At 23.7% G+C, this 21,779-nt stretch carries 27 protein-coding genes; 14 read left to right on the plus strand and 13 right to left on the minus strand.

What is annotated here, in order from left to right:
• Nucleotides 1-30 precede the first annotated feature (30 nt).
• Both ACI2WJ_RS05805 and ACI2WJ_RS05810 read left to right on the plus strand, forming a co-directional pair.
• Entirely contained in the window at nucleotides 31-846 is an 816-nt protein-coding gene (locus tag ACI2WJ_RS05805) for a Pr6Pr family membrane protein (protein ID WP_400255110.1), read from the plus strand.
• A gap of 83 nt (nucleotides 847-929) precedes the next feature.
• Nucleotides 930-1,769 (plus strand): class II fructose-bisphosphate aldolase, encoded by an 840-nt coding sequence (locus ACI2WJ_RS05810; protein WP_339040029.1) that lies wholly within the window; start codon nucleotides 930-932, stop codon nucleotides 1,767-1,769.
• Between the two features lie 169 nt (nucleotides 1,770-1,938).
• On the opposite strand, the gene ACI2WJ_RS05815 is transcribed toward ACI2WJ_RS05810, so the two are convergent.
• The 8 genes from ACI2WJ_RS05815 to ACI2WJ_RS05850 all read right to left on the minus strand — a co-directional run bounded on the left by ACI2WJ_RS05815 (nucleotide 1,939) and on the right by ACI2WJ_RS05850 (nucleotide 8,695).
• Nucleotides 1,939-3,060, minus strand: a complete 1,122-nt coding sequence (locus ACI2WJ_RS05815) for a site-2 protease family protein (protein ID WP_400255111.1) — start codon at nucleotides 3,058-3,060, stop codon at nucleotides 1,939-1,941.
• Between the two features lie 24 nt (nucleotides 3,061-3,084).
• The gene (locus ACI2WJ_RS05820) at nucleotides 3,085-4,089 is read right to left on the minus strand and encodes a phosphatidate cytidylyltransferase (RefSeq protein WP_400255112.1); all 1,005 of its coding nucleotides are present in this window, start codon (nucleotides 4,087-4,089) and stop codon (nucleotides 3,085-3,087) included.
• 34 nt (nucleotides 4,090-4,123) lie between these two features.
• The gene (locus tag ACI2WJ_RS05825) at nucleotides 4,124-4,666 is read right to left on the minus strand and encodes a ribosome-recycling factor (protein ID WP_400255113.1); all 543 of its coding nucleotides are present in this window, start codon (nucleotides 4,664-4,666) and stop codon (nucleotides 4,124-4,126) included.
• Nucleotides 4,667-4,808: 142 nt separating this feature from the next.
• A protein-coding gene (locus tag ACI2WJ_RS05830; RefSeq protein ID WP_400255114.1) for an IS3 family transposase occupies nucleotides 4,809-5,923 on the minus strand; the annotation gives its coding sequence in 2 pieces (ribosomal slippage) (nucleotides 4,809-5,680 and nucleotides 5,680-5,923; 1,116 coding nt in all).
• A 97-nt stretch (nucleotides 5,924-6,020) separates the two neighbouring features.
• On the minus strand, nucleotides 6,021-6,269 hold the full coding sequence (locus ACI2WJ_RS05835; RefSeq protein WP_252319735.1) for a hypothetical protein: 249 nt from the start codon (nucleotides 6,267-6,269) through the stop codon (nucleotides 6,021-6,023).
• Nucleotides 6,270-6,499: 230 nt separating this feature from the next.
• Nucleotides 6,500-7,378 carry a hypothetical protein gene (locus tag ACI2WJ_RS05840; RefSeq protein WP_400255115.1) on the minus strand — a complete coding sequence of 293 codons (879 nt, stop codon included), beginning with the start codon at nucleotides 7,376-7,378 and terminating at the stop codon, nucleotides 6,500-6,502.
• Nucleotides 7,379-8,138: 760 nt separating this feature from the next.
• The gene (locus tag ACI2WJ_RS05845; RefSeq protein WP_400255252.1) at nucleotides 8,139-8,396 is read right to left on the minus strand and encodes a nuclease-related domain-containing protein; all 258 of its coding nucleotides are present in this window, start codon (nucleotides 8,394-8,396) and stop codon (nucleotides 8,139-8,141) included.
• A complete protein-coding gene (locus ACI2WJ_RS05850; RefSeq protein ID WP_400255116.1) occupies nucleotides 8,351-8,695 on the minus strand; it encodes a hypothetical protein in 345 nt (114 codons plus the stop codon). The genes ACI2WJ_RS05845 and ACI2WJ_RS05850 overlap by 46 nt, the downstream gene beginning before the upstream one ends.
• A 564-nt stretch (nucleotides 8,696-9,259) precedes the next feature.
• Between ACI2WJ_RS05850 and nusA the strand changes: the two genes are divergently transcribed.
• From nusA to ACI2WJ_RS05905, 11 genes are all read left to right on the plus strand, one after another.
• Nucleotides 9,260-10,441, plus strand: a complete 1,182-nt coding sequence (nusA, locus tag ACI2WJ_RS05855) for a transcription termination factor NusA (RefSeq protein WP_400255117.1) — start codon at nucleotides 9,260-9,262, stop codon at nucleotides 10,439-10,441.
• Between the two features lie 11 nt (nucleotides 10,442-10,452).
• Nucleotides 10,453-10,743, plus strand: coding sequence for an RNase P modulator RnpM (gene rnpM / locus ACI2WJ_RS05860; RefSeq protein WP_338957115.1), 291 nt, complete (start codon nucleotides 10,453-10,455; stop codon nucleotides 10,741-10,743).
• 27 nt (nucleotides 10,744-10,770) lie between these two features.
• A complete protein-coding gene (infB, locus tag ACI2WJ_RS05865) occupies nucleotides 10,771-12,600 on the plus strand; it encodes a translation initiation factor IF-2 (RefSeq protein WP_400255118.1) in 1,830 nt (609 codons plus the stop codon).
• Nucleotide 12,601: 1 nt separating this feature from the next.
• The gene (gene rbfA / locus ACI2WJ_RS05870; protein ID WP_252320089.1) at nucleotides 12,602-12,961 is read left to right on the plus strand and encodes a 30S ribosome-binding factor RbfA; all 360 of its coding nucleotides are present in this window, start codon (nucleotides 12,602-12,604) and stop codon (nucleotides 12,959-12,961) included.
• Between the two features lie 191 nt (nucleotides 12,962-13,152).
• Nucleotides 13,153-14,007, plus strand: a complete 855-nt coding sequence (locus ACI2WJ_RS05875) for an agmatine deiminase family protein (RefSeq protein WP_400255119.1) — start codon at nucleotides 13,153-13,155, stop codon at nucleotides 14,005-14,007.
• A gap of 122 nt (nucleotides 14,008-14,129) precedes the next feature.
• Nucleotides 14,130-15,362: an IS256 family transposase gene (locus tag ACI2WJ_RS05880; protein ID WP_400255253.1), complete on the plus strand. Its 1,233-nt coding sequence runs from the start codon at nucleotides 14,130-14,132 to the stop codon at nucleotides 15,360-15,362.
• Nucleotides 15,363-15,649: 287 nt separating this feature from the next.
• Nucleotides 15,650-16,087, plus strand: coding sequence for a hypothetical protein (locus tag ACI2WJ_RS05885; RefSeq protein ID WP_400255120.1), 438 nt, complete (start codon nucleotides 15,650-15,652; stop codon nucleotides 16,085-16,087).
• Complete coding sequence (locus ACI2WJ_RS05890) at nucleotides 15,999-17,561, plus strand: hypothetical protein (protein WP_400255121.1); 1,563 nt, start codon at nucleotides 15,999-16,001, stop codon at nucleotides 17,559-17,561. Before ACI2WJ_RS05885 ends, ACI2WJ_RS05890 begins: the two co-directional genes overlap by 89 nt.
• A complete protein-coding gene (locus ACI2WJ_RS05895) occupies nucleotides 17,548-17,724 on the plus strand; it encodes a hypothetical protein (protein ID WP_400255122.1) in 177 nt (58 codons plus the stop codon). The genes ACI2WJ_RS05890 and ACI2WJ_RS05895 overlap by 14 nt, the downstream gene beginning before the upstream one ends.
• Nucleotides 17,702-18,979 (plus strand): hypothetical protein, encoded by a 1,278-nt coding sequence (locus ACI2WJ_RS05900; protein ID WP_400255123.1) that lies wholly within the window; start codon nucleotides 17,702-17,704, stop codon nucleotides 18,977-18,979. Before ACI2WJ_RS05895 ends, ACI2WJ_RS05900 begins: the two co-directional genes overlap by 23 nt.
• 49 nt (nucleotides 18,980-19,028) lie before the next feature.
• On the plus strand, nucleotides 19,029-19,214 hold the full coding sequence (locus ACI2WJ_RS05905; protein WP_400255124.1) for a hypothetical protein: 186 nt from the start codon (nucleotides 19,029-19,031) through the stop codon (nucleotides 19,212-19,214).
• 600 nt (nucleotides 19,215-19,814) lie between these two features.
• On the opposite strand, the gene ACI2WJ_RS05910 is transcribed toward ACI2WJ_RS05905, so the two are convergent.
• The 5 genes from ACI2WJ_RS05910 to ACI2WJ_RS05930 all read right to left on the minus strand — a co-directional run bounded on the left by ACI2WJ_RS05910 (nucleotide 19,815) and on the right by ACI2WJ_RS05930 (nucleotide 21,305).
• A complete protein-coding gene (locus tag ACI2WJ_RS05910; RefSeq protein WP_174480666.1) occupies nucleotides 19,815-20,087 on the minus strand; it encodes a hypothetical protein in 273 nt (90 codons plus the stop codon).
• A complete protein-coding gene (locus tag ACI2WJ_RS05915; RefSeq protein WP_400255125.1) occupies nucleotides 20,087-20,272 on the minus strand; it encodes a hypothetical protein in 186 nt (61 codons plus the stop codon). Before ACI2WJ_RS05915 ends, ACI2WJ_RS05910 begins: the two co-directional genes overlap by 1 nt.
• Entirely contained in the window at nucleotides 20,265-20,447 is a 183-nt protein-coding gene (locus ACI2WJ_RS05920; RefSeq protein WP_400255126.1) for a hypothetical protein, read from the minus strand. The genes ACI2WJ_RS05915 and ACI2WJ_RS05920 overlap by 8 nt, the downstream gene beginning before the upstream one ends.
• A 119-nt stretch (nucleotides 20,448-20,566) precedes the next feature.
• A complete protein-coding gene (locus ACI2WJ_RS05925) occupies nucleotides 20,567-21,121 on the minus strand; it encodes a hypothetical protein (RefSeq protein WP_400255127.1) in 555 nt (184 codons plus the stop codon).
• Nucleotides 21,114-21,305 (minus strand): hypothetical protein, encoded by a 192-nt coding sequence (locus ACI2WJ_RS05930; RefSeq protein WP_400255128.1) that lies wholly within the window; start codon nucleotides 21,303-21,305, stop codon nucleotides 21,114-21,116. The genes ACI2WJ_RS05925 and ACI2WJ_RS05930 overlap by 8 nt, the downstream gene beginning before the upstream one ends.
• A gap of 184 nt (nucleotides 21,306-21,489) precedes the next feature.
• Here ACI2WJ_RS05930 and ACI2WJ_RS05935 point away from each other — a divergent pair, with 184 nt between their 5' ends.
• A complete protein-coding gene (locus tag ACI2WJ_RS05935; RefSeq protein WP_400254803.1) occupies nucleotides 21,490-21,768 on the plus strand; it encodes a transposase in 279 nt (92 codons plus the stop codon).
• The last annotated feature ends 11 nt before the right edge of the window (nucleotides 21,769-21,779 follow it).

Raw genomic sequence — 21,779 nt, forward strand, 5'->3', positions numbered from 1 at the left:
CAAAGAAAAAAGAAAAGATGTGGGATTATTATGTATAAATTAAGTAACAAAGCCAACTTTTATATACGTTTATCTGCATTAATAATGATAATTTTATTTTTAATTATTGATTTAATTAGTGCAATATATTATCCAATGGAAAAATTTGAAGATTTAGGATATGGTGAACGAGTAAGTAACTACTATGCTTTTTTTACTACTGAGAGTAATTATATGGTTGTTATTTATTTTTGTGTTTATTTATTTGATTCTTATTTTCGTGGTACTAAACCAAGTTTTCAAACTCGATTAGCAGTAACTGTTTATATTACTATTACGATGTTAGTATTTTGAATAGGTATTTTCACTGCTGAGCAAGATCCAAAACAATACAGTGCTTATAATTGAATTGCAACATTAATTTTACACTTATTAATGCCAATAATTATGATTACTAGCTTTATTGTTACATCAGGTCATAAATATATTAATATGAAACAACAACATAAAATATATTTATGATTAATTGTTATTTATCCAGCAATTTATTGTATTGTTATTCTAATTAGAGGTCATTTACGTTATTTAGATTTTATAGAAACTGGTCATCCACCAAGAGATACATGATATCCATATTTTTTCTTTGATTATTCAAATGGTGAATATGGATGATTAATCGCTGCTAGTGCCGTTGTTTTTGTTTTTGGTTTAGTTTTCAGTTTACAATATTTTTATATTTGAATTAATAACTTAATGTTCAAACGTTATCAAACTTCTGAACATCGTTTATATGATTTTTATCAAAAAATATTACGTCAACTTAATAAAAAAAAGAAAAGCAAAATTAAAAAGAAAAGAAAAAAGTAAAAATTTAAAATATATCTTATATTCCTTACATGATAAATATTATTGATATAATTAAATAAAAAAGAAAAGTTAGGTGATTGTAATTGAAAATTAACTTGAAAACAATGTTAAAACATGCACAAATTAACAAATACGCAATCCCAAGTTTTAACTTTGATAATTTAGAAATGTTAATTGCAATTACTAATGCAGCCGAAAAACAAAAAGCACCAATATGTTTAATGATAACACCTAACACTATTAATTGTATTGATTTAAAATATGTACTTGCTATTACTAACAATGTTATTAATCGTGCAAAAGTACCAATTTTTTTACAACTAGACCACTGTCTTGATCCACACTTTATTAAAACTAAAATTACATCTGATTTTAGTTCAGTTATGTTAAATTACAGTAACTATCCAATTAAAGAAAATATTGAAAAAACTAAAGATATTGTTCATTTTGCTGCTCCTTTGGGTATTATTGTTGAATCAGAGATTTTTTACAATAATACAAAAGGAGATATTACTAATGATATTAATTTAATTGAACAAGCAATATTATTTAGAAATAAAACTAATATTAATGGTCTTGTATTTACTGCTATCAATAGTCATCATCAAGATAATAGACAAGATTTAAAAATTTCTCTAATTAAAGAAATTGCTATTAAAATGCCTGAAATTTTTTTAGTATTACATGATAATGTTACTATTAATAATGAACAATTAACTCTAGCAATTAAAGCTGGTATTACTAAAGTTAATATTAGCAGTGATTTAAGAAAGATTTATGTTGAAAGTCTAAAAAAAAGTTTGCAAACTAACTCTAATTTATCTAATATTAATACCTTAATAGAAAATGCAATGATAGCTATTCAGAAATTTGTTGAAGAAAAAATAATTCTCTTAGGAGCAAATAATCGATATAAATTTTAGTTTTTATACTTATAGATTTTATTTCAAAATAAAAAGTGAACAATATTGTTCACTTAAAATAGTAACTATTTTATTTTTTTAAAATATAAATAATTAAGAAAATTGCTCAAAACTTTTTCATTCAAATTTATTATCCTATTTATAATAGGATTTTATTATAAAGTAAAGATTAAAAAAATATATCTTTAATAGTAATAGCAATAAAGATAACTAAAAATAATATAGCTCCAGCAATACTGACAATAATTTTATATTTTTCATTTAATTTTTTTCTTGTTACCGCTTCAACTGCATTTTCAACAAATTTATAACCATCCAATGGCGGAATTGGTAACATATTTAATAAAAATAAATTAGATGATAATAATGCTGCTCAACGAAAATATGTACTTGCTGCTTGTGTTGATGATAAATCAGGATTTAAAAAACTATTAGTTGATTTAACAATACCAACAGGTCCTGATAAATTTTGTCAATGAAAAGTAACTAATTGTCCTAATGCTTGTAAAAGACTGTAACTATCTTTAAAAGTATCAATGATACCATTACTAATAACTTGCCCTGCATTTAAATAATAACTACCTTGACTAACACCAATGAATAATACTCCTTTTTGTTCTACAGGTTTAAAAGTAACAGTTTTATCATCTTTACTATCAAAAGTAATTTTGTAGTCAGCAATAACTGTACCATTAGTAGTCTTTTTATTATATTTACTTAATCATGTTTGTAAATCATAATATGATTTAATTGATTGTTTAGATTCAATATCACCAGTATTATAAATACCAGTAATAGCATCAGTATCTAAAATTGGTAAACTTGGATTATCTTTATTATATTTTTGAACAGCTTCATATAATGGTCCTGTTGTTGCATAGGTTGGTGGCAAGTTAGGATCATATTTATGTGGATAAATTCCATATCCAATCATTAATAAAATAAAAGCTAATAATAAATTCATTAGTGCACCTGCACTAATGAAAGCTGCTTTTTTACCACGTTGCAAGTTTTCCATCATTCGTTTACTATCAATTACTTCATCTTCTCGTCCTTTAGGAGCATCAGCAATTTCTGAAGCAATAGAAACATAACCACCCAATGGTAATAGTCTTAAAGTATAACGTGTTTCTTTTTTACCTCACTGCAAAAGTTTTGGTCCCATACCAATAGCAAATTCATATACATATGCTCCTGATAATTTAGCAATTACAAAATGAGCAAATTCATGCAAGGTAATTAAAAATAATATTGTAAATAAACCAATTAAAATGGCAAAAAATATATACATAACTTCATCCTTAAATTTTATATATTAAGCAATAGCTGCTAGAGTAATTAGAAAACCAAAAATAACTACTGTTGAAAATGAATCTAAACGATCTAATAATCCTCCATGTCCAGGTAGAATATTTGAAAAATCCTTAACATGATAATTACGTTTCAAATAAGAAAATAATAAATCACCCATTTGACTAGCAATTGAAAGAATAAAACTAGTAGCAAAATAAGCAATATAGATTGGTGCTTTACTATTAACTTCTAAAAAAGGTAAGGGATTATAATTACTTGTTTCTAAAAAAACAGTTACTGTTATCATACTTAAAATAATTGCTGTTATTAAACCAGTAATAGCACCTTCTCAAGTTTTATTTGGTGATACACTTGGTGCCATTTTTATTTTACCATAAATTATACCACCAATAAAAGCACCAACATCATTAGACATAACAATAATGAATAAAAACAATAATGTTGGTCATCCTAGTTTTGAAAGTTTAATTTCTGATAACATTAAAAAATTAACAGCTTTAACAACAAACACTAAATAAATAATTCAAGTAAAAATAAAAATAACATCACTTAATTGAAAATTTTTACTTCGTCAAGCAATTAAAATAAACATACAAATGAAAAGTAATAAAGTCATTCAAGTTTCAAATCAATAATGATTATAAATATATGGACCAAAAGTTTCTTTACCAAGCGGAACTCATAAAAGTATGATTCCTGTTAAAATTATAGAAATTTTAAGTACAATTGATCAATTTGATTCTTTTTTTAAATTAATAATTTCTCATAAACAACCAATAAAAATTAAAGTATTAATTATCATAAATGTATACGCTGATCACTGTGGTTTATTACCAAAAATTGGTTCTAAATAAACTGCCCCAATAAACATTCATAATACACCACAAGCAATTAACATAAAGCTTGTAAGAATACGATTTCGATAGGTTCTAAAAAAATTACTAAGTTTTGCAAAAAAAGAAACTTTAGATTTTATATTTTCTTTATTTATTATCTTTTTTTTCACAATATTTAACCCCTAACTATTTATTGCTTTATTGCTAAATTTTCATTAAATCGGCTTTTTTATTGTTTTCTATTAATACAAGTTCTTTAATTTTACTATCAGTTAAATCTTGAATTGTAGTTTCTGCATGCTTTTCTTGATCTTCTGGTAATTTTATTTTTTTCAGATTTTGAACAGCATCACGTCGACAATTACGGATTTTAACTTTATATTCTTCAGTTTTTTTACTCAAATCTTTAACTAAAGTTTTACGAACGTCTTCTGTTAATTGTGGGAAAATTAAACGTATATTCTCTGCTTCGCTTTTAATTTGTAATTTCAAATCAGCTTTTGTAACAGCTTCTGTAATGTCTTTAATTAAACTACGATCATATGGTTTAATTAATAATTGATGTGCTTCTGCTAGTTTAACTTGGGCAATATTACTTAAACTATCAACACCACCATAACATCTAACATTAATTCCTTCTAAGATATTAGGATTAGCTCTTCTGGTGCGAATTTTGTTAATTTCATTTTTATAACGTAAAATTATTTCATTCATCAGATTTGTGGCTTCTAAAATAATAACTTCCATATTTGTTTTCCTCCTAGTTAATAATTTTAAGTTGTTTTTAAATCAAACTATAAAAATTATATAATAATTTTTATTAAAACCAATGGAAAACTATTTAAAAAAATAAAAAACATCATTAATGGAATGGTAACCCTTTTTAGGACTATTTTTTGGTAGACATTTTTTCATGATATTTAACTGGAGTTAGGTAGTTTAAAGTGCTGTGGATTCGTATGTTGTTGTATCAATTGATATAATCAAATAATTCTAATTTTAATTGGATTAATGATGTAAAATTTTTATCATTAATAAATTCAGTTTTGAAAGTTGCTTCAGCAACAGCATTATCATAAGGACAACCTTTTTTGCTTAAAGAACGGGTAATATTGAATGCTAATAAAAGTTTATCAATAGTTTTATTATTGAATTCATTACCGCGATCACTATGAAATATTTGAATATCTTTTAAACAGCGATTTGATTGCATAAATGCTTGATATACTAATGATGCATCTTTTTTAGTACCTACAACACTATGTCCAATAATTTCGCGGTTAAATAGGTCGATTAATAAGCAAATATAGTTTCACTTACCATTAACTTGAACATAAGTTAAATCACTAACAATAACTTCATTTTTAAGCCTATTATTAAAGTTTCTATTCACAAGATTGCTTATTTGGCTATCATTGACTTTGTTATGATGATTTTTAAATGATAATTTAGTGTATTTTGATATTAAATTATGCTGATTCATAATTTCTTTAATTTTTTTGCGTGATAAATAAATTTCTTTATTTTCTAGACTGACTTTTAATCTTCTTGTTCCATAAACTTCTTTATTTTGTTTAAAAGCACTAATAACAGCTTCATCATACATATTATTTTTGATTTTATCTTCTTTTTTCTTTAAATTAAAATAATATGTTGATTTAGAAAGTTTTAAAAAACGACAAATTGGACGAATTTTATATTTAGATTTATTATTTGTAATAATCTCTACTTTCTGCCTATTATTAGTGCTGCTTGCTTTAAAATATCATTCTCCATTCTTAATTGTTTTAATTCTTTATTTGCTTGAATTAATTGTTTTTCTAAATCCAAAAGATTATCTTTAGTTTTAAAACTGCCTGAATTTGTAAATTGCTTAATTCATTTATAAGTAGCTGCTCTTGTAACGTTGTATTCTTTAGCAAGGCAAGATACTGATTTGCCATTTTGATATAAAGATACTATTTGTTTTTTAAATTCATCATTATATGAGTTAATATTGGCCATAATTATATTTCCTTTCTTTTAACTAATTTGTTCACTTGTCTACGTAATTAGTGTCCAATAAAGTGTAACCCATCCATTAATTAATGATGTTTTTTTATTAATATCTTTGGATTTTATTTTCATCATTGTTTAAATCAACTAATATAAAAATACCACCAATAATACCTAATGCAGCACCAAAGATAATTCCTAATATTGCTAAAGCAATTTTTTGATCAGTAGTCGCTTCACCTTTACTTACTTTTTTGTATAAAATAAAACCGGGTATTGTTCATAATAAAGGAATTATAAATATTGATTCTAAAATAAAAACAATAAATATTAATATACTTCCTGCTTTTAACATTTTTTTTCTCCTTCTTTAATTTTTATAATTAATAATATCACTTAATAAAATTGAAATATACAATTGTGTCCTCATTTAAAGTTTAGTTTTTTAACTTATCAATGTTATCACTTTAATTACTATCGATTTCAAATGTCTAATTATTAATAATTTTCATTTATATTAATAGTAACAAAAAAATATGATAATTAACAACAACTGTCATTATATTTTTTAAAATATTTAATGATTTAAACAGTTGATGGTATACCACAGTCTATTCTAGGTAAAAGATGAACATCACCAAAATATATTGCTAAATAAACTTTTAAATTTCTAAAATTTCCTGTTACTAATAGACCATCAGCAACTCTAGCATGAAACTGGGTACTAACATTTGTATTTAATAGTTGAACTAGAGAATCAAATTGTTTTTGTTTACTTTCTGATTTTATTACTAATTTAAAATCAGTAACAGATTCACCTTGTTTAAATCCTTGCGCAGCAGTTAATTTTAAACCATTTTTATCACTAATAAGTTCAGTAATAACTATTTTTGAAATGTATAACCCATCATTTTTAGCAGTATTGATAGTATAAGATTTTAATACACTATCATCATCTTTACTTATAATATCAATTTTACAAGTACCAACAAGAACTTTAAAATCAGTTCCTGTATTATTTTCTTCAGTTTTACCTGCTTCAGTACTTGTAACTTTTGCAGATAAGGTAGTAATTTTTTTAACATCATCAGGTGAATATTCTTCATTTTCACTACCACTTGTAATTCCTAATTCTTTCAAAAATGCTGCAGCATCAGCATCTTTTGCTTGATTTGGATTTCTAATTTCGTTTGCGTTTAATAAACTGTTTTTAAAATTAGTCATTATAATTTTTGTGTCATCAGCCTCAATTGAATACTTCTCTTTACCAGTAGTATCATCCTTCTTTAATTCTTGATTAATTAAACTTGTATTTTCATCACTATATCATCCTAATAATTTTGCATATTTACCATTTAATATTGGTGCTTTTGTTTCAAAGTCACAGGCAACAATTGAACTTGCTGCAGTTGTAGTTAAAGCAGTAGCAGCCATTAATCGTAATAATGTTTTTATATTTTTCATATAATGTTTTCTCCCCTTTTAGATAATTTTCTAAAAAATATAAATTATTTTCTGCTATTTATTATACATTCTTTTTTATTTGGTGCTCTTTTTATAATATTTTTCATTATTAAGTGTTATTTTTATTTTTTTAAGAAAATAATTTCAAAAATGTTAGGATTAAATTGTTTATTAACTGAACATTCTTATTATTTTTTATATATACTCTACAGTACTTCCAAGATTATTGAGTAATATAATGTAAAAAGACCTGAAAATTTTTCAGGTTTTTTTATATTTAAAAATTAAGAACAGAAAATAAAAATACATTTTTTTAATTAAAATTTCAAGGACAGAAAATTATTAGAAAAATTAATTTATTAAATTTTGTTCGCTTATAACTGTGTTTTTAATAGTCTAATTGTTCTTTATGAATTTGAATGTTTTCTGGATTATTATTATTTAAAATAATTTGATTCATTATATTTCTTTGACTATTAGAAGTAGAAGTACATTTTCCTGAATTTTCTTCAATTTTATTTTTAATATATTCAGATAATTCAAATAAATTTAATGCTTTCTCATTTATTTTTAAGTTACTATTTTCAGTAATTTGTAAATTATTTTGAACAAATACTACAAGGCTAAAAAATTTAAATTGTTTTAAATTAATGTTTTCTTTTTTTAAAAGATACAGAATAGTTCTAACATGACTTCTATTTTGATAAAGAGGTGATGGAATAAATTCTTGTCTTTCACCATGATATTGGATTCAGTTTTTTTAAAAATAATCTCCATAAGTTTTTAAAGATCAATTTTTAGTCTCAATTATAAAAATACAACTATTTAAAATTAATAAATGATCAATTTGATTAATTTTTCCTTCAATAGATGGTAAATATAAATTGTTAAATAATTGTAAATCTTCTTCATTAAACATACTTATTATTTTTTCTTTAACAATTAATTCACCTTTAATACCTAACGTATTATTTAAATTATCATTATATTGATAAGGATGTTCAAAATTTTTTCATAATTTTTAATTCGATTTTCTAATTCTATCATTTGATAAGAATATTCTATTTCTTTACTTTTTTCTAAATTAAAATAATTTTTTTTATATTTTAAATATTTATTTGTCAATATAATAGTAGTTAAAATTGAAACAATAATTATAGAAAATATAATAATTATAGTTATTCAAACATTATTAACAATTCATTTTTCTAAACCTTTAAATAATGACTTAATCAAAAATATAATAGTGATAATAATTATTAAACAAATAAAAATTATAATACCAATATTTTCATTCTTTTTCTTATTTTTACTCATAATATTTACTCCAAATTTTTATTATTTAATAAAATTTAATAAATAAATCTTAACATTTTTACTAATGTTTGAAAATATTTTAAAAAAATGTCTAATCTTTGATAAGCAGAATATATAGGAGATTAATATCAATATAAGAACAAATTAGTATTGAAAAGCAATTTAGTTCCCATTGATTTTAAAAAATAGAAACTTTAAAATGAATGTTATATCTTTCAATGATAATAGAACAAAAACAATTACTACTATATAAATAATTATATTTAATCAGTTTAAAACTTGAAAATTACCATTAATATAATGAAAGATATTTATACAATATAATCTACGATAATAAAACTCTATCATTTAATATAATAAATTTCTATTGTTTTCAAATTAATAATATTGTATAATGAACAATGAATTAGAATTATAGCAAGACAGCTACCAGCTGTCTTTATTATTTCTAGTGTAATATATTTTATTTTTTTATTTAAGTATATTTTCATTTTGAAATAAATCTATTTCAAATACTATTAAATAATAAACAACAATGTTTATAAAAAACAAGGAGGAGAAAAAGTGGACAAAGAAATTAGTCAAATCATTTTAAATGCCATAAATGAAATTGCTGAAGAAAAACAAATAGCAAAAGAAGATATCATTGAAGCTTTAAAAGAAGGACTAAAAAAAGCATATGAATATCAAAGTCATCGTGATGATAGTACAAATATCAGAATTGAAATTGATCAAAATAAAGGTACTATTAAAATTTTAAAGGATTTAATTGTTGTTCCAAAAGTTGAAGATCCTGAATTAGAAATTGCACTTTCAACTATTAAAACAAAGAATCCCGGCTTAACAATTGGTGATACATATACGCAAATAATTCCTAGTGATCAATTCTCTCGTTTATCAATTTTTAAAGCTATTCAAGTAGTGAAACAATCAATTCGTGAAGCAGAAAAAACATCAATTTATGATGAATTTATTGATAAAAAAGATCACATATTAATTGGTACTATTGAAAGCGTTGAAGAAACTTATATGTTAATTAAAATTGGTAGAGCCTATGCTTTCTTACCAAAACAAAATCAAATCCCTAGTGAGATCTTACCAAAAAATAAACCAATCGCTAATAATACTTACATCAAATTTTATGTTGAAGATATTATTAAAAATAAAAACTATGGTCAAATTTTAGCATCAAGAACTCACGTTAATTTTTTACGTTGTTTACTAGAATTAGAAGTTCCTGAAATAGCACAAGGTGTAATCGAAGTTAAAGATATTGCTCGTATTCCTGGAATTAGAGCTAAGGTTGCAATTGTTAGTCATGATCCAAGCATTGATGGTATTGGTGCATGTATTGGTCCAAAAGGCGAAAGAACAAAATTAATTACGCAAGAATTAAGTGGCGAAAAAATTGACATTATTGCCTGAAATCCTAATATAAAAGAATATATAATTAACGCTTTAACACCAGCTAAAGTTATTTCAATTGATATTAATGAAGAAGAAAAACAAGCAAATATTATTGTTCCTACTGAACAATTATCATTAGCTATTGGTAAAAATGGTATGGCTGCTAAATTAGTTGCCGGTGTAACTCACTGAAATATTAATATTACTTCATTAGAACAAGCAAATGAAAATAATATTAAATTTACTTGAAATGGTAATATTAAAGAAAGTGAATATGAAAAGTTTATATCTGAATTATTAAAAAAACACAATGAAAAAATAAAAATCAATAAACAATAAAGTAGGTCGTTATGAATAAAATACCTTTAATTCAACGTAAAAAAATACCAATGCGTAAATGTATAGTTACAAATACTATTTTACCTAAACGTGAATTAATTAGAATTGTTATTAATAAAGAAGGACAATTATTCATTGATAAAACTGGCAAACAAAATGGTCGAGGTGCCTACATCCAACCTAAACTTGAATTAATACCTTTGCTTATTAAAAATAAGGCATTAGAACGAGCATTAAAAACAAAAATTCCAAATGAATTTTATGAACAATTAATTAATGAAATTAAAAAAAATTGAGATTAATTTTCCCAAGCGAAAGGCGGGATGCAAATGGCAAAAAAACGAATATCTCAACAAACACAAAATATTAATCAACAACTAAAACAAAAAACATCTCAAATTAATGAAAAAGGAGTATTTTTATATAACGAACCTTTAACTATTTCAGAATTTGCTAAAGCATTGCATCATCCAGTAACTGACATTATTAAATACTTCATGAAACAAGGCAAACTATTTAATCAAAATCAAATATTAACTCAAGAATTAATGCTTGAACTTTGTTTGGAATGAAATATTGATTTTGAAAAAGCTAAAGTGGTAACATATGAAAACTTATTAGAAAATATTAATCTAGAAGATGATAAAAAAAATTTAGTAACTCGACCACCTGTTGTTACAATTATGGGCCATGTTGATCATGGAAAAACAACACTATTAGATACTATCCGTAATTCTAAAGTTACTAATCAAGAACACGGTGGTATTACTCAACATATTGGTGCTTATCAAATTAAAACTAATAATAAATTAATTACTTTTATTGATACCCCAGGTCATGAAGCATTTACTGAAATGCGTTCACGTGGTTCTAAAATTACTGATATTGTTGTTCTAGTAGTTGCTGGTGATGATGGTGTGATGCCACAAACTCGTGAAGCAATTGACCATGCAAAAGTAGCTGGTGTTTCAATTATTGTTTTTGTTAATAAAATGGATAAACGAAATGTTAATACTGATCGCATTATGAATGAACTAGCTAATTGTGATTTAACTAGTGAAGAATGAGGTGGCGATACTATTTTTGTTTATGGTAGTGCTTTAAAAAATCAAGGAATTGATGAATTATTAGAAGCCATATTAGTAATTGCTGAATTAAAAGAACTAAATGCTAATCCAAATCGATTTGCTAATGGAACTGTTATCGAATCTCATCATGATAAAAATGTTGGTTCAATTTGTACTTTATTAATACAAGGTGGAACACTAAAAGTTACTGATATTGTAGTTGCTGGTAGTGTTAAAGGAAAAATTAAACGCCTTATTAATGATACTGGTAAAATAATTACTAAAGCTGGACCTTCAATGCCTGTTCAAGTTTTAGGATTTGAAACAGCCCCTACTCCTGGTGAATCTTTTATTGTTTTTAATGATGATAAATTAGCAAGAAAAGTAGCACTAGTACGACAAACAGAAGAAACAAATAAAATTAGAAATAATCGACAAATTAGTTTAGGTAAATTAACACAAGATGTTGCTACAGGTGAATTAAAACAAATTAATGTTATTTTACGAGCAGATACTCAAGGTTCAGTGCAAGCAATCGTTCAAGCAGTAAATAAAATTAATGTTAATGATATTACTGTTAAGTTTATTAGAGCAACTATTGGTGGTATTAGTGAATCAGATATTAAACTTGCTCAAACTTCAGGAAGTATTATTTATGGTTTCAATGTTCGTCCCAATCATGTTATTCGTGAAGCTGCTAACAATGCCGGTGTTGAAATTAGATTACATAATATCATTTATAAAATAACTGAAGAATTAGAATTGGCTGCTAAAGGTTTATTAGAACCAACTTATGAAGATAAAATTCTTGGTCAAGCACGAGTTATTAAAACTTTTCATTTTTCAAAAGTAGGAACAATTGCTGGTTGTGTTGTCATTAATGGTTTCATTCAACGTAATAGCAAAGTTCATATCATTCGTGATGATGTTGTTATTTATAACGGTGAAATCAGTGGTTTAAAACATGAAAAAAATGATTTAAAAATTGCTAAAAAAGAAACTCAATGCGGTATTACTATTAAAAATTTTAATGACTTAAAAGAAAATGATATTATTGAATCATATTTAGTAGAAGAAGTGGAGACAAAATAGGATGTCTATCATTAAATTTGAACAACAAGAAAGTTTCTTAAAAAAAGAAATTACTAATATATTAAAAAAAGAATCAAAAAATATTCTTTTCAAAGATATCACTATTACTAATGTAAAAATAACAAAAGATAACAGTTATGCTACCATTTATTGAACAGTTTACTTAGATAATTTAGATATTAAAACTATTAGTAATGCTTTAGAAAAAGCGAAAGGTTTTTGTCGAAGCGCACTTGCCAAAACAAGTAATAAATATAAAGTTCCAGAATTACGCTTTAAATATGATAATACCAACACTAGAGTTAAAAACATTGAAGAAATATTAAAAAATATCAAAAATAATAATTCTTCAAATGAATAAAAATAATTAAAATGAGATTATAAATCTCATTTTAATTTTTTAAATTTAAAATTTTTTTATAGTAATTATTAAATAATTACTATAAAACACTATTTAAAAAAATAAAATTATTAGTATAATAAAAAAGGAATCATCAATAAAATAAGGGAATTATTCAGTAGCTACTAAGTAAGAAAGGAAAGCTACTATTAATGGCACAAAAAATTTATTCAACACCAAATAGTGATGATTTTTATGTTATTCCTGAATTTTTAGAACATCAACAATGTTGAATGGTATGACCAGAAAGAACTGATAATTGAAGATTAGGCGCTAAACCAGCACAAGAAAAAATAAGTAAACTTGCTAATATTATTAGTGAACATGAACATGTAAATATGATTGTTAGTAAAAATCAATTTAATAATGCTAGAAATTTATTAAATAAAAATATTACAATTATCGAAATGTATACTAATGATTGCTTTATTCGTGATTATGGTCCAATCTTTCTTCAAAATAAAGAAACAAAGAATATTAGAGGCTTAAAATTTAATTTTAATGCTTGAGGTGGAGAAATAGCAGGTATTTATTCACCTTGAAATTATGATGATATGGTAGCATACAAAATATTTGAACTACAAAAAATTGATTACTATTTTCTACCAATCATTTTAGAATCTAGCATGATTATGTTAGATGGTGAAGGTACTTGTTTTGCTAGTTATGAAGGTATTTTATGCCAAGAACGTAATCCTAATTTATCACAAGAACAAATAGAAATATATTTAAAAGACTATCTAAATGTTGTAAATATTATTTGAATACCTTATGGATTACCATATGATGAAACCAAAGGAAGATTAGATAATATCATGTGTATAGTTGATAGTAATACTATTTTATTAAGTTGAACAGAAAATACTATTGATGATCGTTATCTTGCTGTTAAAAATTGTTGAGATGTATTATCAAAATCAATAAATGCTCATGGCAAAAAATATAAAATTATAAAAATTCCTTTACCAAAAAATGACGTTCGTAATAGGGTGATGGGTAATGTTTAGTAATCTGTGTAACTTAAATAAGAAATAAGGTAATGTTTAGTAATCTGTGTAACTTACAAAAATAACTATGTTTAATTAATTCTAGTAAATATAATTAAATGACTAGAAAGAGTGAGTTACAGATGGCTAAAAAAGATAACTTTAATAATAATGATCCAATATCAAAAGCAGTAGATTTATTATTAGAAAATACTGAAGATTTAACAACAGTTTTTAAAGAAGGGGGTTTATATAAAGAATTAACAAAACGTTTAGTTGAAAAAATGTTGAATTCTGAGATACAAAATTATTTAGGATATGAAAAAAATCAACATAGTAATAGTGACAATGCTCGTAATGGTATAAGTTCAAAAAAATTAATAACTCAACAAGGTAAAATTGAGATTGATGTACCACGAGATCGTAATAGTAATTTTACTCCTGTAATAGTGCCAAAAAGACAGAGAAGATTTGATGGTTTTGATCAACAAGTTCTTTCCTTATATGCAAAAGGTATGACATTATCAGATATTAGAATGCAGTTACAAGAGTTATATCATGGTGCTGATATTAGTGAAAGTGTTATTAGTCACCAAATTACTGATGATGTGATTGATGATGTCAAAGCATGACAAAATAGACCATTAGAAGGCATTTATCCCATTGTTTATTTTGATTGTATAGTACGACAAGATAAACGCATTATTAACAAATCAGTTTATATAGCTTTAGGTGTTGATTTAGAAGGTAAAAAAGATGTTTTAGGTTTATGAATTAGTGAAAATGAAGGCGCTAAATTTTGATTAGCAAATTTCACAGAAATGAAAAATCGTGGCTTAAATGATATTCTTATTGCTTGTAGTGACAACTTAACAGGCATGTCAGAAGCAATACAATCAGTTTATCCTAAAACTGAACATCAATTATGTATAGTTCATCAAATCAGAAATAGTTTAAAATATGTTTCATACAAACATCGAAAATCACTAGTTACAGATTTAAAGCCAATTTATAATGCATGTAGTGAAGAACAAGCAATGCAAGCTTTAGAATCATTTGAAAGTAAATGAAATAAACACTATCCTCAAATTGCTAAATCTTGATATAAAAATTGAGATAATTTAATGATTTTTATTAGTTATCCTCCAGAAATCAAAAGAGTGATTTATACTACAAATTCTATTGAATCTATTAATAGTCAATTACGAAAAGTCATCAGAAATAAAAAAGTTTTTCCAAATGATATGGCAGTTTTCAAAATATTTTACTTAGCAATTGAAAATATAACAAAAAAATGAACAATGCTCATTCAAAATTGAAATACAGCAATTGCTCATTTTATGATAAAATTTGAAGACAGAATTAATCTGAACTAGTACTTTGCAAAACAAAGATACACAGATTATTAAAAAGCCTCGAAAAATTTAAAGCTTTAAATTTAAGTGATGATTTTCAATCAATTATTAAAGACGCATTTTTAAATATTACTACTGCAAATTATGTAAAAGGTGGTAATGGTGGAGTTGATATTGTACAAGGTAATCCAAAATTTGGTGAATATTGACTTGATTATAATGGTACAGCAAAACAAATATTTAATGGTGCTGGTTATGATTATGATGAATTTAATGGTATTAATTATAAAAATAAAACTAAAACATTAATGAATAATAAATTTGATATGCAAACAACAGAAGTTAAAATAACACATTATACAACTTATTTATATAGAATGTTTGATATGTTAGTAACTTTTTCTAAAGATGAAAATGGAAAAGTATATTGAAATGGTAAAGGTGAAAGACCTTATAGTTTTGAATTTATACCAATTGCTATGGTTGACCAATTAGTACAAGATGAATTAATTAATAGTAGATTAAATAATGGAACAATGTCAATAGTTGAAGCAATTAGTTTATATGAAAATATTGATACATTAATGGCAAAACAAAAATTAGAACATATTATTAATGAAAATAAATTTTTAAATAAAAATTTAGGAGATAATACAAATGATAATGAACAACGCAGTAAGAATTCAATTAATGAAACAAGCACATCTAGCATTAAAGCAAACTCAACAATTAATAAAGAGATGTAGTTATTGAAAAATATTTCCATTTGTTATTAATAATGGAGCAATTCCTTTAACTGAAACTGGTTATAAACCAATTAATAGTAAAATTAGTGATTTTGGTCAATATGAATTAATATTAACTGGTACTACTCCAGTTGTATGTATTTGAAAAAATAGTACAAAAATATATCAAAAAAATAAAGGTAAAATTAATGAAGAAATACATAAAGTTAATGGTCAAGATGAATTTTATACAAAACAATATAAAATTGGTGATTATTGAAATGCTTATTTAATTGATGATACAAGTGGTGTTGATTTTAGTAATTTACCAAATAATCAAATATTTAAAACAGTACAAACAAAAAGACAATATACTTTAGTAATGTTTGAAGAACATATTACAATTGATGATTATTTACAATTTTTTTGTGTATTTAATGATGAAAATGAAAATATTGGTGGTAATAGTGGTAAAAATCAAGATAGACAATTATTATATATTTCAAATGTAACAAATTATTATAGTCCTTATAATGGTGCATTTAGTATGCAAGTATTAACTTTTAGTAGTTTAAATGATAGAGTAGTTTCTACTGGTCAAAATACACTTGATTTTGTACAATATGCAAGCCCAGGTAGTGGTTATGCTTTCCCTACTATTCAACAAGGAAAAGTAACTTTAAATCGTACTTTAATGCGTGATATAGGAGTAAGATATAGTCATAGACAAAGTTATGGATTAGAATTATTAACAAGTTGTTATTATTATGGAAGACCAATAATTCAAGGTAAAGAACCAATACAACAAAATAATGAAGAAATATTTGAAAGTAAAGTATTTTCTTCAAGAAGATTATTTATTGCTGGTAATAATGAAAAATCTACAACTGAAGTTAAAAATAATGGTGGTTTACTTGCTGGAATAAATGATAAAATAACTACAAGTAGTCATCCAGAAACAACATTTTATAATATTATGGACGCTAAACCTACTGGATTTACTAATTTTAAAAATTTTACAGAATGATTAAAAACTTCATTAAATTTTCAAGATAATTTATTTGTAACAAAAGATTTTAAAGGTATGTTATCTTTTGATAAAGATAAAGCAAGATTAAGTAATGGTACATCAGTAGGAGAAGCAAAATTCTTTTGAGATAGTGAATGAAATATAAATAATTTAACTGGTAATTATAATGTTGATATGAGTAGTAATTTTAAATATAAAGACCCAGAAAGTGGATTAATTATAGGAAGTCCAACTGTAGATTATAGTAAAATAAGTCAAAAATATATGTCTGCTATATTAAATTTTAATAGTGTAGTATTTAGTCCATTAATACAAATGCCTTATGATAGTCAACAATGATTACCATTTGCATTAAGTGATATTCCTTTAATTGGTAAATTATTAAATGCTTTAACATTAGGTATATGAAGTAGTTGAGTTATTACTCAAAATGCTCAACAATATAAAAAAAATGTTATATTTTAATGGTTTTATGAGTGCATTTTTTACAAGTAATTTAGAAAGTATTATTGGTAATGGTGGTTTAATTCCTTTAAATGCATTTACAAATGATAATGATTTTACTATTGGTAAATTATTAAGGTGCAAATGTTTCAACAACTGCTATGACAATGAAATTAAGTGATAGAATAAGTGTTTATCCATGAGATGCTAAAACTGGTAAAAAGTTAGAAGTAAAAGAACAAATAAGTACAGTTGACTTATCACAAAAGAAAACAAAAGAAATTTTTAATCATATAATAGATGATAAAGTATATATAATGGCAGAAGATACTGAATTTTTAGATATTTCTTCACCATTAACTCATGAAGATAAAGATTGTCAATGAAATCCGACAAGTAATGGAGTTATTGATGGTTCAAATTATGCTTATATTATTGATACAATTGTAACTCAATCATTACATCAAGGTGAAGAAAGACATACATTTTATAGTGATAATCCATTTACTTATCAAGGTGATTATAATGAAATATCAATTGCACAATTTCGTTATAATAATATGGGTTATTTAACTGGTAATGCTTTTAATTGAACAACTTTATATAAATTAAATCATGATGAATACTCAGAAAGTGAAGAAACTACATTTAGTTATCCAGCAAAAATATTACCACCAAGTCCTCAAAATATAGCAAAATCAATAATTATTAATCCAGATTTAAAAATCGATATGACAGCGAATGATGTATCTTTAATAAAAAAAGGATATAGCAATATAAAAGAATGAGAAGAAAAAAATATAAGTAAATTTAGTAAATATGAAATTGATTTAAATTCATTATTAGACTCTACATTATTAATTAATACTTTTAATGATTTACAAAGATATTATAAAAGTGTAACTATTTATTATAGTTATAATATTGAAACAATATTCAATTCAAAAAGTTCTGATTTAAATACTATTGATATTAATAATGAAACTTTTAATCCTTCAAAAGAAATAAAAGCTACAAGTATAACTATTAATTTAAAAGATTTAAAAATAAATAAAGGCAATTTTCCAGAGGTTGAATTTTTAAGTAAGTTTGGTACAATTGCTCCTAATGAAGTTACTGATTATTTTGCAAATGCTTATTATAAAAGTTTTAGTAATTATAATGTTTTTACTTCATATTCTTTCTGTAATTACGAATTTGATTTAAAAATTAAGAAGAGTTATAATTCTTATGAACAAAAAATAAATAATAATTTTCCTATAATATTTAGCATAGTTAATAACTCTGAAAAACTAAATTGAATTATTTATTTACAAGGTAATTTAGGTAAAATAGAATATACCAATTCTGCACAAAGAGAACCTGATAAAAGTTGAGCATATAGATATATATCAAATATTAAATCTAATATTAATAAAATAGTTTTAAATGCAAGATAATTTGATACAATTAAAATATAATTAGGTAATATTTAGGAAGTGATTAAATATGTATTTTTTAAATCGTAATGAATTTTGACCATGATGAGATGATTTTGTTAATTCTCCTTATACAATTTCAATTACCTTATCTATAACATTTTTGTTTTTAATGTTTGTACCGTACAAATTATTTATTCGTTTTTGTGATAATAAAAATATTAAAAACTATATATATATATATATGCTACTTTAACTTTTTTTCTTATATGTCCTTTACTTTTTTATTTTTTTAATAATAACTTAAATATAAAAAGTGTTTATTATGTTTTCATTATTTTCGGATGTATTGAGTTATTATGTTTTTATTTTATTCCAAAAATTTTAAAATTAATTAAGAAATTTCCAAAATTAAAATATATTTTTAAATTTAAAATAAAATCTAACGAAAATAATATTCCCCCACAATCTTAAATAATGTATAATTATATTACTTACTTATGTAAGTATATGAAATAAAAAGTTCTTAATATTATATTGTTGTTAGGTTGGCACCTAATTAAAAAGTTACCAATTAAGGTAACTTTTTTTATATTTATCTAAATAAAAAAAGAAGACATGAAATTCATCATATATCACCAGTGTACAGATTAATTATAATCCTATAGCTATCTTCTTTTATTAATTATATCATATTTTCTATATTAAATATAGATAATTTAGTTATATTATCAATAATTAATAATTTTAGTTATAATATCTGTTAGTACTGAAATTATCATTAAAAATAATATTACTGATACTGATACTATTGTTAATATTTCTCATCAAACCATTATTTACTCCTTATTATAATTTAATCTTTCTTCTTTTGTATCTGGAAATAATCTGGAAAATGATTATAATTTTGCATTAATTGATTATCTAATTTAATAAATACCATAATTTCATTTGGATATTGTTTATATGATAATACTTTTCAGTCTGCTAATTCATAACCTAATAAAGTACGGTCATCATCTAATTCACTACTTCCACCATTTCATGAAAAATATATTTCTTTATCTTCAGTAAATATTTTAAAAACATTATATTTATCACTATATTTTAAAAAGTCTCATAAATTCATTACTTATTTTCCTTTATGTCAATAACATAATCAATTGTTATATTTTTATAATTATTTAAATGAGTTTTACATAATCCTAATTTTGTATCTTTTTTAATTGTGCAAACATATATTTCTTGATTACTATTGTTATTTTTACAACCATAACTATCACAATATCATAGTCATTCATAATCATTAATCATTATCAAAGTCTCCATTTTCTATAAATTCAAGTACTTTATAATAAGCAGTAACTTTACCTACTTCTTTTAAAGAATCACATAAACAAATACTAATTTGTTTATTTAATCAAATAATTAATATTTGTTTATATTCGTTTTTATATTCATCAATAATATCTTCAGTAGTAATTTCCATTATTTATTCTCCTTTTATTAAATCTATTAAATATACAATAAATACAGTAATTCCAAATAAAATTAATACTCCAATTATTACTGTTACTAAACTAAGTATTCATATTTCTACTGCTGTCATTATTTATTCTCCTTATTTAAATAATATCAACCAATTAATAAACTATCTGCTTCATCATGATTTGATATTGTTATATTTCAATTATTTTGTTCAATTAATACTTTTGCTAGTCTTATTGAACTTTCTTTATCTCATTCATCATTAATTAAAATATTTATAAATGATTTTTTTACATATCATTTTTTTCATTCACTTGGACTTATTAACATATCTTTTGTTATTAATTTATTAAATTGTCCTGCAATAAAACCACGTAAATGTTCTTGAGTTTCATAACCAATTCCATTTTTTGAATGAAAAGTACCACGTTCAATAATTAAATTTAAATTATTTTTAGAATTAGTTAATTCATCTTTTAATTCTAAAGTTCCATATACAACATAATGCATATCTCTATTAAAATTCTCAATACCATTTTTTTTAAAACTACAACTACCAATTCAAATTGGTTTTCAATTTCAAAAATCATATTTATCATGTAAATAAACTTTTTTTCATAAAGTAAATCCAGTATTTTTTATACTTGGGTCAATTGAAAGTAAATAATTAGTCATAATTTAATCTACCACAACTTTCACATTTTGTTTCTTCTCTTCATGGACTTACATTACCTTCATTTTCTAAATCTAAATCTCTTGCATATATACTACATATTGCTTTACATTTTAAACATTCAAAATATAATATTTCATCAATTACATCTTCTAATTTATATGTTTCATGTTTACATTTATTCATTATCAAATTCACCATTTTCTATTTTTTCAATTAAATCTTCTACTTCAAATAATTTTGCTTGTAAATATAAAATCTTATCACTATTTACTGATTGTATAATTTGGTCTCTGGATGGGTTACACTTTATTGGACACTAATTACGTAGACAAGTGAACAAATTAGTTAAAAGAAAGGAAATATAATTATGGCCAATATTAACTCATATAATGATGAATTTAAAAAACAAATAGTATCTTTATATCAAAATGGCAAATCAGTATCTTGCCTTGCTAAAGAATACAACGTTACAAGAGCAGCTACTTATAAATGAATTAAGCAATTTACAAATTCAGGCAGTTTTAAAACTAAAGATAATCTTTCGGATTTAGAAAAACAATTAATTCAAGCAAATAAAGAATTAAAACAATTAAGAATGGAGAATGATATTTTAAAGCAAGCAGCACTAATAATAGGCAGAAAGTAGAGATTATTACA

It is taken from the genome of Spiroplasma endosymbiont of Cleonymus obscurus, from assembly GCF_964273375.1.
In the GTDB taxonomy this organism is placed as follows: Bacteria; Bacillota_I; Bacilli_A; order Mycoplasmatales; family VBWQ01; genus Spiroplasma_E.